We start from the raw sequence: 13,312 nt of genomic DNA, 5'->3' as shown, positions 1-13,312 counted from the left end.
TTATTCCTTTATAGGCCGCAGCTATACTCCCAGCTACAGGCTTTTGATAGCTCTTCTAAAATATTATTTTGTATAAAAAAATCATCCTTTAGATCATTAAATTTATGCTTATTAAACATAAAATTATCTATTTCATTTTCTAATTTAACTACTTTATTTATATCTTGTTTAGATATGTTCTTAAACTCATTTTGGGTCATATGAATGCAAGGTTGACACTCTAAACTATGGTATCCAGGCTTAAATGGTAAGCTTTGGGTTAGCTTTAAGATATCATCATATTTTTTTTCTAAAAGAGGGTATTGCAATGCCCTATAGTCATATCTTTCTTCTTCATCAAGGTTTTTTAATAATTGTGATACTTTTGATAAATCCTTACGATGACTTAGTAATATATTAGCCTCACCATCAGGATCAAGTTCATCAATCTTATTTAGCAGTACTATTCCTTTTAGGAAGCCAGCACACCAACTAAATTGTTGTGATGGGAACTGTTTACGTGCCAAGACTAACTCTTGAAAAGTATTTTCTGATTTTAGATGATAGTATTTTATATTTTCTTGCTTAAGCCAGTTAAAAACTACATCTAAATAGTCATTCCAACCATCAGCAGCAAAGCCAGTATCCACAGATAAAATACAGAAATTATCTCTTAAATTCTGCTTTGCCCAACATATTAAACCTAAAGAATGTATGCTGTAGTTAGCAATAATTATATTATCTAACTTTTGCATATGTCCTACATCCCTATAATGTCTTTAATTTCTTTAAGTTTATTTATGGCACAAGGGCGAACTTTGGCAGCTCCTTGAGAAAGTATATCATCAACAACTTTAGGGTTGTTTATATAGTATTCGTACTTTTCACGTGCATCAGCTAGATATTCATTTACTTTCTCAAATAAGATTTGCTTTGCATCTCCCCAGCCAAGACCGCCAGCTAAGTATCTATCTTTTAACGAAGCAATTTCTGTATCAGAAGCGATACTTTTATATATTGAGAATATTGTACAATTATTAGGGTCTTTTTTCTCTTCAGGTAACTGAGAGTTAGTAATAATTTTCATTATTTGTTTTCTTAGTTTTTTCTCTGTTGAGAATATTTGTATAGTATTGTCATAGCTCTTTGACATCTTACGGCCATCTAGACCCAATATGGTTTGGCTATCTTCATTTGTAAAAGCTTGAGGAGCCTTAAGAGCCTGTTTTTTGTAGATATGATTAAAACGATTAGCGATATCTCTTGCAATCTCAATATGTTGGATTTGATCTTTACCTACAGGAACTAGGTCTGCATCAAACATAAGAATATCTGCAGCCATAAGAACAGGATAGTTAAATAATCCCATAGTTATGCCTTTATCAGGATCAACATTTTCCTCTTGCATATTTTGATCTACTAGAGCCTTATATGCATGAGCACGGTTTAATAAGCCTTTTGATGTGGTAGTGCTGATAATCCATGTTAGTTCCATGATTTCAGGGATATCAGATTGGCGATAAAAAGCAGCTTTTGCTGGATCAAGTCCAAGAGCAAGCCAAGAAGAGGCAATCTCGTATATATACTGTTGACGCAACTTTTTATCCCATAATTTAATTAAGGAATGTTGATCAGCAATAAAATACAAACATTTATAATTTTTATTTTGAACCATTTCTATCGCTGGTTTAATTGCGCCTATATAGTTCCCTAGATGTGGAGTCCCTGATGGAGTAACTCCAGTTAAAATAATTTTCTGTGACATTTTAAGATTCCGTATTATAAAAAGAAACATTAATTAAAGCTTTTATTACAAAAGAAATTTTAGCATATTAAGATTTTTTTAATAAGGAATTTATGAAAAAAAGTGGAGCGGGAAACGAGGCTCGAACTCGCGACCCCAACCTTGGCAAGGTTGTGCTCTACCACTGAGCTATTCCCGCTTGAAACTATGGCACACCCAAAGGGATTCGAACCCCTAACCGCTCGGTTCGTAGCCGAGTACTCTATCCAGTTGAGCTATGGGTGCAAAAGTGAAATGTATTATAAATACTTGTTTTTAATTAGTCAAGTTAGTTATGTCATTAATTGTTTCAATTAATTTATTTTCTAACTCTTGATCGCTTAAATTTGTGTTATCAATTGTATAGTCAGCGATTTTCTCTCTTTCATTATCTGAGATTTGAAGGTTTATAAATGCAACAGCTTGTTGTCTATCTTTGCCATCACGTTCCATAAGTCTTCTAATCCTAGTCTCTAAATCCGCTTTAATAACGATTACTTTTTTTAGATAATCATAATGACGAATGTTATATGGACCTAAAAGAGGAATATCTACGATTGTCATAGCAGTTTCAGATTCTCTGACCTGCTTTTTTATCTCTCTATTGATAACTGGGTGTAGATAATCTTCCAGCCACTTCTTAGCTTCTTTAGATTCAGTAATGATAGCACGTAGCATAGCTCTATTTATTTGCTTATTTACGACTATATCACTACCAAATTTTTCTGTGATATTTTTGATCACAGATGCTTTTTTGGTGATTTCTCTACTTATAGTATCAGCACAAACTACATTTAAATCCATTTTTTCTTTTAGGATTTTTGTAGCTGTTGACTTGCCGCTAGCTATACCGCCTGTTATACCAATTGGAAAAGTTCTTATTACACTCATTACATTAATAACTTAAGTAAACAAATTATTTGAGGTCAAATTTTAATATTTTTTTTATAAAAAGTCACATTTTTTTGATTAAAAAAGCTTTTAACTTTAAAATACAGCTAATTTCTTAGCTTATTAATAGAATATTTTGATATTAGAAAAGATTATTTTAGATAGAATTAGAACAACTGGTCAGATTTCATTTAGAGAATTTATGCAACTGACTCTTTATTATCCAGAAATTGGATATTACTCAGGATCCAAAGATAAAATTTCTCCTCAAGGAGATTTTGTAACGGCAACAACTCAAAGCTCACTTTTTGCTAGAACTTTTGCAAGACAGTTTGCGCTAGTGTTGTCCGAGCTTGGTAGTGATGCTCATATTATAGAGTTTGGTGCAGGTAATGGTAAATTCGCTACAGATTGTATGGATGAGCTATTGAAGTTAGGAGAATTGCCAGACAAATATATAATAATTGAACTGAGCAATGATCTTAAATTAAGACAACAAGAATATATAAAAGAAAATATACCTGATTTATACGATAAGTTTCTTTGGTTAAATGAATTGCCTAAGCAAAAAGTAAAAGCTGTGGTTTTTGCTAATGAAGTTTTAGATGCAATGCCTGTTGATATCTTTACATCTAGAGAGGGGGAGGTCTTTCAGCAGGGAGTTACACTTAAAAGTGATGATAGTTTTGAATTTATGGATATGCCAAAGAATGATAATCGATTTACTTCAGAGATTAATAGGGTCTTGGGAGATGGTATAACTTTTGCAGATGGTTATACAAGTGAAATTAATACATGGATACGTCCCTGGGTTAAAGCATTAAAAGATAGTATCTCTCAAGGTATCGTTTTTTTATGTGACTATGGTTATCACCGAGCAGAGTATTATTCTAAAGAAAGGACTATGGGCACCTTAGCTTGCTATCATCATCATAAAGTCAATTTTGATCCATTTATTAATATTGGTGAGCAAGATATTACAGCTCATGTTGATTTTACAACAGTTGCTGAAGCAGCAACAGAAGTTGGTTTTGAACTTGATGGCTATATGACTCAAGCAAATTTTCTAAAAAGATCAGGCATATCAGAGGTTTTTACAGAGCATTCTAAAGGTCTAAATCAAAAAGAGCAGCTAAGATATAATAATGATATAAAAGATCTTCTTTTAAATGATAAGCTTGCTGAGGTGTTTAAGGTTATAGGCTTCTCTTTGAATTTTGACTTTATCTTAGAATCTTTTGATAATGATGATAATGTCGATTATTTATTGTAGCTGGATGATTTTTCAGAAAATAGAGTTTTTTTAAGTGCTTTATTCTAAAATAATCAGGATAAAAACTTGCTCTTAATCTGTTGATTAGAAGTGTATGTATCTTGTATCCTAAATATATAAACCCCAAAGCACTCGAATATTTTACGCTAGAAGTTCTTTACAGATCAGTTCAGTCAGAACAAAGGTTGGAAATTTTTTACAGGTTGATAAAAAACAAGAACCTCAGTTAGAGAGTGGTGACAAGGTTTTTAATTTGGACCTAAATGAACTTGTTTTTTTGTTGTTAATGTGAGCCGTGTCTTTAGGTATAACTATAGAAATGCGTTATATAGTTGATGTTGCTTATCTATTGACTTATAATCAAACAAATAAGTTTTTAATTTCGTTAATATTCGATTAATTCGGAGGACAAAGGATGTCGGATTTCACTAAAGATATTGATGCTTTGGAGACTCAAGAATGGCTTGAGGCTTTTGAAGATGTCGTTAAAAGAGAAGGTGTTGATAGAGCTAAGTTTTTATTTGAACAGCTTTTAACTAAAGGTTCTGAGCTAGGTATACAAAGTGCTTACTCTACAGCTAAAGTTAAGAATTATGTTAACTCTATTGATGTTAGCGAACAGCCTAGTTACCCAGGAGATATGGAGCTAGAGGAGAGAATAGAAGCTGTAAATAGATGGAACTCTGCAGTTATGGTTGCAGCAGCTAATAAAAAAGATGGTTCAATAGGTGGCCATATTGGTACTGGTGCTGGAGCAATGACTCTTTATGAGGTTGGTTTTAACCATTTCTGGAAAGCTCCAAATGATAATCATGCAGGTGATTTGATATTCTATCAAGGTCATCTTTCTCCAATTGTGTATGCGCGTTCATTTTTAGAAGGTAGAATAACAGAGAAGCAGTTAGAAAACTTTAGAAGACAAGCTTTTGATGGTGAGAATGCAGTATCTTCTTATCCACATCCTCATTTGCAACCTACATACTGGCAGTTCCCAACAGTTTCTATGGGCTTAGGTCCACTTCAAGCAATTTATCAAGCAAGATTTATGAAGTACTTAGAAGCTAGAGGATTAGCTGAAACTGCAGATCGTAAAGTTTGGGCTTTTTGTGGTGATGGTGAGATGGATGAACCAGAATCAATGGGTGCTATCACTAGAGCTGGTAGAGAAGGTTTGGATAACCTTATTTTTGTGATTAACTGTAACCTACAGAGATTGGATGGTCTTGTGAATGGTAATGGTAATATTGTCGAAGAGCTTGCTAATTCATTTATGGGTGCTGGCTGGGATGTTATCAAAGTCCTCTGGAGTAGTGATTGGGATAAGTTATTACAAGATCCAAAAGGCGGTAAGAAATTAGCGCAAAGATTAAGTGAACTTAATGATGGTCAGTTCCATACGATTAAAGCTCATGGTGGTGCAGAATGTCGCAATGTCGTATTTAGTGGAGATGAAGATCTAGAAGCTTTAGCTAAGGATATGTCTGATGCTGATATTGCTTCTCTTCGCCGTGGTGGTCATGATCCATTAAAGATCTATGCTGCTTATAAAAAAGCAATAGAAACTAAGAATGCTCGTCCAATACTTATCTTACCTATGACTGTTAAAGGTTATGGTTTAGGTGAGTGGGGTGAATCAAAAAATATTGCTCATAATGTTAAAAAGCTAGATACAGATGCACTTGAGCATATTAAAAATAGATTTGATGTTCCAGCAACAAAAGATGATGTTGAGAACTATAAGCTTATCAAACTAGATGAGAATTCTCCTGAGATGAAATACCTTCACTCTAAGAGAAAAGATTTGGGTGGTTATATTCCTAAGAGATTAGAAAATAATCAAGCTCTAGAAGTTCCTGGTTATAAAGAGTTTGCTAAGAATTTATTAGATGATAGTGGTGATAGAGAGTTTTCTACAACAACTGCTTTCGTTAGAATATTGTCTCACCTAGCAAAAGATAAAAAGATTGGTAAACATATTGTACCGATCACAGTTGATGAATCACGTACTTTTGGTATGGAAGGCTTATTTAGACAATTGGGTATATATAATCCACAAGGTCAACAGTATGTACCAGAAGATAAAAAGCAAGTTATGTTCTATAAAGAAAGTAAAGATGGACAGATTTTGCAAGAAGGTATTAATGAGCAGGGTGGTTTAAGCTCTTGGTTAGCTGCAGCTACTTCTTACAGCGTGCATAAAGTACCTATGATTCCATTTATGATCTACTACTCAATGTTTGGATTCCAAAGATTTGGAGATCTTGCTTGGGCTGCTGGAGACTCTATGGCAAAAGGTTTCTTGCTTGGGGGGACATCTGGTCGTACGACAATTAATGGTGAAGGCTTACAACACGAAGATGGTCATAGCCATATTCAAGCTGGACTTATTCCTAGCTGTATATCATATGACCCTACATATGCTTATGAATTGGCGGTGATCATGGGTGAAGGCCTTAAGAGAATGTATGTAGATGGCGAGCATGTTTTCTATTATATTACAGTAATGAATGAGAATTACTCTCATAGAGCAATGCCAGAAGGTTCTCAAGAAGGTATTCTTAAAGGTTTATATAAGCTAGAGGACAATGAACCTGCTGATAAGCACGTGCAATTAATGGGTTCAGGTACTATCTTAAGAGAAGTTGAAGCAGCTTCTAAGATGCTAAAAGAAGAATATGGTATAACTTCTAATGTTTGGAGCATGACTTCTGCAAACGAGCTTTATAGAGAAGCTAAAGATGTAGCTAGAACAAATATGCTTCATCCAACGGATAAAAAGAAAGAAAGTTATATTGAGCAGTGCTTTAAAAATGAGCAAGGTCCAGTTGTTGCATCTACTGATTATATCAAGTTATATACTGACCAACTTAGAGAATTTATCCCAAGTACATTTGTAAGCTTAGGTACAGATGGGTATGGTAGATCTGATAGCAGAGCAGCTTTGCGTAGCTTCTTTGAAGTAGATAGATATCATGTGGTTGTTGCTTCATTATATGCTTTACATTTAGATGGTAAGGTTGAGGCTAGTGAAGTTAAAGCAGCAATTAAGAAGTACAATATAGACCCAGAGCGTGTAGCTCCATTTTATAGCTAATCGGTAAGGAGATATAAATGTCTATAGAGATAGTTAAGGTTCCTGATATTGGGGATTATGATAGTGTTGATGTGATTGAAGTGAATGTCGCTGAAGGTGATGTTATTGCTGAAGAAGATTCTTTAATTACATTAGAAACTGATAAGGCTAGTATGGAGGTCCCATCTCCAGTAGCTGGCAAAGTTGTTAAACTAACTGTAAAAGTTGGTGATAAAGTTTCAGAAGGTTCGGCAATTATGGAAGTTGAACTAGAAGGATCATCTGATACTGCAACAGAAGAAAAACCCGCACAACAAACAGAATCAGAATCAGCTTCATCAGGTGCTACTGAGACCGTTGATGTTAAAGTTCCTGATATCGGCGATTACGATGCAGCTGAGATTATTGAAATATCTGTGAAAGTAGGCGATGAAATTGCTGAAGAAGATTCTTTAATTACATTAGAAACTGATAAAGCTAGTATGGAAGTCCCATCATCTGCTAGTGGCAAAATTACTGAAATAGCTGTAAAAGTTGGTGAAAAAGTTGGTGAAGGTGATTTGATACTTAAAGTTGAAAGTGGTGCAAGTCAATCAGCTTCTGCTTCTACTCAAGAACAAGCTCAGCAGTTTTCAACACCTGCACAAACTTCGGAAGAAGTTGTAGATGTAGAGGTCCCAGATATTGGTGATTATGATAGTGTTGATGTTATTGAGGTATCGGTAGCTGTTGGTGATAAAGTTGAAGAAGAAGACTCTTTAATTACATTAGAAACTGACAAAGCTAGTATGGAAGTACCATCTCCAGTAGCAGGTGAGGTTACAGAAATTATCACAAAGGTTGGTGATAAAGTTTCTCAAGGTAGCTTAATTTTAAAAGTTAAGACTCAGGGATCTGCTTCTGTAGCAGCGCCTCAGCCGGCTAAGCAGGAAGCTCCTAAACAAGACTCTAAGCCTACTTCGGCGCCAGCACCAACTCAAAATAGTGTTAATGAGTATGCAGTAGATAACTCAAATGCTCATGCTTCTCCAGCTGTTAGAAAGCTAGCTAGAATTTTAAATGTTGATTTAAGCAAGGTAAAAGCTACAGGTCGTAAAGGTCGTGTAACAAAAGAAGATTGCTATAACTATATTAAGCATGCTGTAACACAAGTTCAAACTGGTAAAGTTGCTGCAAGTGGCAGCGGTTTAGATCTTTTAGATGATCCTGTTGTTGATTTCTCTAAATTTGGTGAGATTGAAACTCATCCTTTAACTCGTATTAATAAAATTAGTGCGAAAAACTTACATAGAAACTGGGTGAAAATTCCTCATGTAACTTTCTATGATGATGCTGATGTTACGGACCTTGAAGAGTTTAGAAAAGCTAAAAAAGGATTCGCTGAGAAAATGGGTGTGAAAATCACTCCATTGTCATTCTTAGTAAAAGCTGCAGCAGTAGCTTTACAAGAATTCCCAAGAATGAACAGTTCACTTTCGAATGATGGTGAGAATTTAATTCTTAAGAAATATTATAATATTGGTTTTGCAGCGGATACTCCAGCAGGACTAATGGTTCCTGTTATCAAAGATGCTGACAAAAAAGGCATTATTGAAATATCAAAAGATATTATGGAACTAGCTGGTAAGGCTCGTGATGGTAAGTTAGGTTCTAAAGATATGTCTGGAGCTACATTTACTATCTCAAGTATTGGTGTGCTTGGTACTACGGCGTTTACACCTATTATTAATATGCCGGAAGTGGCTATTATGGGTGTATCTAAAACTGCAGTTAAGCCAGTTTGGAATGGTAAAGAATTTGAACCTAGAACTATGTTACCTTTATCTATGTCAGCTGATCATAGAGTTATTGATGGAGCATTAGCTGCTAAGTTCTTAACAAGATATAGTCAGATTCTTTCTGATTTGCGTGAAATCATAATGTAAATGTAAACACGGAGTTTTATAAAATGAGTGATATTAAAACACAAGTTGTAGTTTTAGGTAGTGGTCCTGGTGGATATAGTGCAGCATTTAGAGCGGCTGACTTAGGATTAGAGGTTGTTTTAGTAGAAAGATATGAAAATATTGGAGGTGTGTGTCTAAATGTTGGTTGTATTCCATCAAAAGCACTTCTTCATATTGCTAAAGTTATCAATGAAGCTAGACACTTAGCTGCTGATGGTATCATCGAAATGGGTGATATGAAAATCAATAAAGACAAAGTTCTTAAGTATAAGAATGATGTTGTAAGTAAGCTTACTGGTGGTTTAAAAGGTATGGCTCAGATGAGAAAAGTAAAAATCGTACAAGGTTACGGTAAATTTACATCTGATAAAGAGCTTGCTGTAGAAGCTGCTGATGGTAAGGTTACAAAAATCACATTTGATAATTGTATTATTGCTGCTGGTTCTAGTGTGATTAACTTACCATTTGTTCCAGAAGATGAGAGAATTATCGACTCTACAGGTGCTCTTGAAATGAAAGAAATTCCTGAGACTATGCTTGTAGTTGGTGGTGGTATTATTGGTCTTGAGATGGCGCAAGTTTATTCTGAACTTGGTACTAAGATTACAGTTGTTGAGTTTGCTGATCAACTTATGAACGGTGTTGATAAAGATATCGTTAAAGCTTATGAGAAAATGAACAAGAAGTATGAAGTTCGTCTAAAAACTGGTGTTACAGCTATGGAAGCTAAGAAAGATGGTATCTATGTAACAATGGAAGGTGAACATCCTGCTAAAGAAGAGCGTTATGACAGGGTTCTTATGGCAATTGGTCGTAAGCCAAATGGTAAATTGATCGATGCAGAAAAAGCAGGTGTTAAGGTTGATGAAAGAGGCTTTATCTCTGTAGATAAACAGCTTCGTACAAATGTACCACATATTTTTGCAATTGGGGATATTGTTGGTCAACCTATGCTTGCTCATAAAGCTGTACCTGAAGGAAGAACAGCTGCTGAAGTTATTTCTGGTTTAAATCATAGTTTTGATCCTTTAGTAATTCCTTCAGTTGCTTATACTGATCCAGAAGTTGCTTGGGTTGGTGAAACTGAGACTTCTGCAAAAGCTAAAGGTATTAAGTATGAAAAGGGTGTATTCCCATGGGCTGCTAGTGGTAGATCACTAAGTATTGGTAGATCAGAAGGTATGACTAAAGTTCTATTTGATGAAAATCATAGAATCATTGGTACTTCTATTGTTGGTACGAATGCTGGTGAACTTATTTCTGAAGCGGCACTTGCTATTGAAATGGGTTGTGATGCTGAAGATATCGCTCTTACAGTTCATCCACATCCAACTCTCTCTGAGAGTTTAATGATGGCTACAGAAGTGTTTGAAGGTACTGCAACAGATCTTCCTCCTCAGAAAAAGAAAAAATAAATTCTAATTTTCTTCTCAAATTATTTAATTCTAGAAAATCTACCTTAAAATATATCAAAAAATAAATTTAACTATGTCTACAAATAACTGGAAAAAAGCTCTGAAGGAGTCATTTCACTCTCCTTTGGAGCTATTAAGTTTTTTAGAAATAAATAATGATATTGCAAAAGTTTCGTTTAAAGCAGTAAATCATTTTAAAATGATTGTTCCAAAATCTTTCGCTAATAGAATGGAAAAAGGCAATATTAATGACCCATTATTAAAACAAGTCTTGCCAACTGTAGATGAAGAAGTCATAGATAGTAATTATAGTAGTGATCCGCTAGATGAAAGAAAGTATAATAAAATCCCTGGATTGTTACATAAGTATCATGGAAGAGTTTTATTAATTGCTCACACAAGTTGTGCTGTCCACTGTAGATATTGCTTTCGTAAAGAATTTGACTATAAAGATAATATTCCTGGTAGAAAAGATTGGCTTAAAACTTTTGATTATATAAGAAATGATCCAAGTATTGAGGAAGTTATTTTAAGTGGGGGAGATCCTTTATTAAATAATGATGATGTTCTGGAGTTCTTTTTAAATGAGATAAGAGCAATACCTCATATTAAGAGAATAAGGATTCACACAAGAATACCTGTTGTCTTGCCAGAAAGAATAACTGAAACTTTGCTAGATATTTTTTCTAGGTGCGAGCTAGATATAGTACTTGTAGTACATGCAAATCACCCTAATGAGATAGATGATGATATTACTAAACTATTAAGAGGTATAAATAAAGTTGGAGTTATTGTTTTAAATCAAAGTACAATGCTTAAAGGTGTCAATGATGATCCAGATATATTATATGCATTAAGTACAAAATTGATTAGAGCAAGGGTTATTCCTTATTATATACATTTGTTAGATCCTGTTTCCGGAACTAAGCATTTTGATATTGATAATGCTAAAGATATTATGAAAAGGCTTTCTGAGATTTCATCAGGCTATATGGTGCCTATATTAACTAGAGAAGATCCTGGATATCCTTCGAAGCAATGGGTTTCATTTCATAGATAGGCTGCTATGTTTAAAACTAATACGTGATCAAATACTTTATCAGTAAGCTGTTGCTTAATTCCGTGGACAATCTTGACAGAATGATGTGCACTTTTATATAGTTTTAGCTGTATATTTTATATAAATGTGGATAACTTTTTAAAAGTAGATATCTAAAGTATACGATTATCTAAGATAAAGGTATTGAGTAAGTCGTAATTTTTAATTTATCAATATATTAAATCATGGGTAAATAATTTATCTATACCCTTGATTTAAATATAGTTTTTGTGAATATAAAAAATTCTTTTAGCGCTGAGCTAAATTTGTAACAGCTATTATTGTAGTTTATATTTTTCGTATAAGAAATAAAGGCTGATGCTAAGTATGATAATGATGCTAATACATATTGAAAATATAAGAAACTGTATCTTTTGAGTTGTAAGGGAAACTAAGAAACTTAGGAGTGCTCCCCCTGCAACCTGTATAGTTCCATAAATACTGCTAGCTACTCCCGTATGTTTTTTAGCCTCGGATAGTGCTAATGTGGTTATGTTTGATGCAAGTAAACCAAATCCAAAAACATATATGATTCCTCCGAGTATGATAAATATAAGGTTCAAAGATAAAATGACAGCTAGCCAATATAATAATCCAGATAAAAGAATAAAACCTAAACCAAATGAGATAATAGTTTTAATTTCTAGATGTTTTGACAATATTGTATTGCAAAAACGACTTCCCAAGCTTCCTATAACCAGCATAAAAAGAACGTATGAGACTTGAGTTTCTGTGAGCCTTAATTGTATATGCAATACATAGGGAGATATCGTTAGGAAACAAATATATCCTCCAAAAATTATTGCAGATATTATGTTTAATGTAATAAACCTGTAGTTTTTAATTACCTGTAGATAAGATTTTGTAGCAAGTTTGATAATTGAAACATTATGTAATTCTTTAGCTGTTTCTTTAAAAGAAAAAATACAAATACTAATAAGAGTAATATATAATGCTATTTGTGCAATAAACATGGATCTCCAACCAAAGTGTAAGGTTAAGAAGCTTCCACACATTGGTGATACTGCAGGAGCAATTGCTACAATTAAAGAAAACAGAGCATATTTTCTGCGTAACTGGCTTTCGTTAGGAAAAATATCTTTTATAATGCTTCTTGCTAACATCATTCCTCCAACTGATCCTATTCCCTGGAAAATTATACCAGTAGAAAATAAAGAGAAGTTTGTACTTATAGAAAGAGTAATGCTACCAATTAATGACATGGTTAAGCTTGTCAGCAGGACTAATCTTCTACCATATTTATCAGAAGTTGTACCTGCTATCAGTGAAGCTATACAGCTTGTCAAAAAGAATAGAGCAATAGTTGATTGCATTTGGTGATGGTTAGCATAAATACTTTTTTCTATAATGGGCATTACTGATAGATATATATCAGATATAAAAAAGTTAGCCATTGAAATTGTTATTGTGAGAATGTATATAAATCTAGTATTCATGATGTTTATTTATAATATTGCTGTTATAAACTTATGCATGTATTATAGGATTGTTGTTTTATACATAATATAACAATTTAGACTATTTATGCATAAATGTAGACAAATGCTTTGTGAATTGTATTATATCTTAATTAAATATCATATTGATCTTTTACTAAATTAGGTCTGAAGTACAATACTTATTATTTAGACTTGTTAAGTCCTAAACAAAACTATTTAATATTAGCTTGTACATTTTAAAAAGTATTCTTAATTTTATTGTTCTTGTTTAGTATTTTCATCTAGCTAATTTATGATCTTATGTAAATTTCATTTTTATATTAACAAAAGAACTTTTTATTATGATTTTATTTTAAATAAATAATAGATATTTATATTATATTGCGTATTTGC

At 33.4% G+C, this 13,312-nt stretch carries 9 protein-coding genes and 2 tRNA genes; 5 read left to right on the top strand and 6 right to left on the bottom strand.

Annotated features, from left to right (window positions below; all coding sequences use genetic code 11):
* Window positions 1-8 precede the first annotated feature (8 nt).
* The 5 genes from F3D62_RS10035 to coaE form a co-directional block, all read right to left on the bottom strand.
* Window positions 9-734 (bottom strand): hypothetical protein, encoded by a 726-nt coding sequence (locus F3D62_RS10035; RefSeq protein ID WP_150468113.1) that lies wholly within the window; start codon window positions 732-734, stop codon window positions 9-11.
* Between the two features lie 5 nt (window positions 735-739).
* The gene (trpS, locus tag F3D62_RS10030) at window positions 740-1,744 is read right to left on the bottom strand and encodes a tryptophan--tRNA ligase (protein ID WP_150468112.1); all 1,005 of its coding nucleotides are present in this window, start codon (window positions 1,742-1,744) and stop codon (window positions 740-742) included.
* Between the two features lie 103 nt (window positions 1,745-1,847).
* Window positions 1,848-1,922, bottom strand: a tRNA-Gly gene (locus tag F3D62_RS10025).
* Between the two features lie 9 nt (window positions 1,923-1,931).
* Window positions 1,932-2,008 (bottom strand) — tRNA-Arg (locus F3D62_RS10020).
* A 30-nt stretch (window positions 2,009-2,038) separates the two neighbouring features.
* Window positions 2,039-2,653, bottom strand: coding sequence for a dephospho-CoA kinase (coaE, locus tag F3D62_RS10015; RefSeq protein WP_150468111.1), 615 nt, complete (start codon window positions 2,651-2,653; stop codon window positions 2,039-2,041).
* A gap of 136 nt (window positions 2,654-2,789) precedes the next feature.
* Between coaE and F3D62_RS10010 the strand changes: the two genes are divergently transcribed.
* The 5 genes from F3D62_RS10010 (at window position 2,790) to epmB (ending at window position 11,420) form a co-directional block, all read left to right on the top strand.
* Window positions 2,790-3,926: a class I SAM-dependent methyltransferase gene (locus tag F3D62_RS10010; protein ID WP_191092598.1), complete on the top strand. Its 1,137-nt coding sequence runs from the start codon at window positions 2,790-2,792 to the stop codon at window positions 3,924-3,926.
* Window positions 3,927-4,341: 415 nt separating this feature from the next.
* Window positions 4,342-7,020 (top strand): pyruvate dehydrogenase (acetyl-transferring), homodimeric type, encoded by a 2,679-nt coding sequence (aceE, locus tag F3D62_RS10005; protein WP_150468110.1) that lies wholly within the window; start codon window positions 4,342-4,344, stop codon window positions 7,018-7,020.
* 17 nt (window positions 7,021-7,037) lie between these two features.
* A complete protein-coding gene (aceF, locus tag F3D62_RS10000; protein WP_150468109.1) occupies window positions 7,038-8,924 on the top strand; it encodes a pyruvate dehydrogenase complex dihydrolipoyllysine-residue acetyltransferase in 1,887 nt (628 codons plus the stop codon).
* Window positions 8,925-8,947: 23 nt separating this feature from the next.
* Window positions 8,948-10,360, top strand: a complete 1,413-nt coding sequence (lpdA, locus tag F3D62_RS09995) for a dihydrolipoyl dehydrogenase (RefSeq protein WP_150468108.1) — start codon at window positions 8,948-8,950, stop codon at window positions 10,358-10,360.
* A gap of 73 nt (window positions 10,361-10,433) precedes the next feature.
* A complete protein-coding gene (epmB, locus tag F3D62_RS09990) occupies window positions 10,434-11,420 on the top strand; it encodes an EF-P beta-lysylation protein EpmB (RefSeq protein WP_150468107.1) in 987 nt (328 codons plus the stop codon).
* 317 nt (window positions 11,421-11,737) lie between these two features.
* On the opposite strand, the gene F3D62_RS09985 is transcribed toward epmB, so the two are convergent.
* Complete coding sequence (locus tag F3D62_RS09985; protein ID WP_191092597.1) at window positions 11,738-12,874, bottom strand: MFS transporter; 1,137 nt, start codon at window positions 12,872-12,874, stop codon at window positions 11,738-11,740.
* Window positions 12,875-13,312: the final 438 nt, after the last annotated feature.

Source organism: Francisella sp. SYW-9 (genome assembly GCF_008711465.1).
GTDB lineage: Bacteria > Pseudomonadota > Gammaproteobacteria > Francisellales > Francisellaceae > Francisella.
The sequence above is the reverse complement of the archived record's forward strand: the minus strand, read 5'-3'. Positions and strand labels throughout refer to the sequence as shown.

What these genes read in the sequence shown, in the direction of transcription:
- F3D62_RS10035 (WP_150468113.1), bottom strand. Translation starts at nt 734, where the DNA reads ATGCAAAAGTTAGATAATATAATTATTGCTAACTACAGCATACATTCT.
- trpS (WP_150468112.1), bottom strand. Translation starts at nt 1,744, where the DNA reads ATGTCACAGAAAATTATTTTAACTGGAGTTACTCCATCAGGGACTCCA.
- coaE (WP_150468111.1), bottom strand. Translation starts at nt 2,653, where the DNA reads ATGAGTGTAATAAGAACTTTTCCAATTGGTATAACAGGCGGTATAGCT.
- aceE (WP_150468110.1), top strand. Translation starts at nt 4,342, where the DNA reads ATGTCGGATTTCACTAAAGATATTGATGCTTTGGAGACTCAAGAATGG.
- aceF (WP_150468109.1), top strand. Translation starts at nt 7,038, where the DNA reads ATGTCTATAGAGATAGTTAAGGTTCCTGATATTGGGGATTATGATAGT.
- lpdA (WP_150468108.1), top strand. Translation starts at nt 8,948, where the DNA reads ATGAGTGATATTAAAACACAAGTTGTAGTTTTAGGTAGTGGTCCTGGT.
- epmB (WP_150468107.1), top strand. Translation starts at nt 10,434, where the DNA reads ATGTCTACAAATAACTGGAAAAAAGCTCTGAAGGAGTCATTTCACTCT.
- F3D62_RS09985 (WP_191092597.1), bottom strand. Translation starts at nt 12,874, where the DNA reads ATGGCTAACTTTTTTATATCTGATATATATCTATCAGTAATGCCCATT.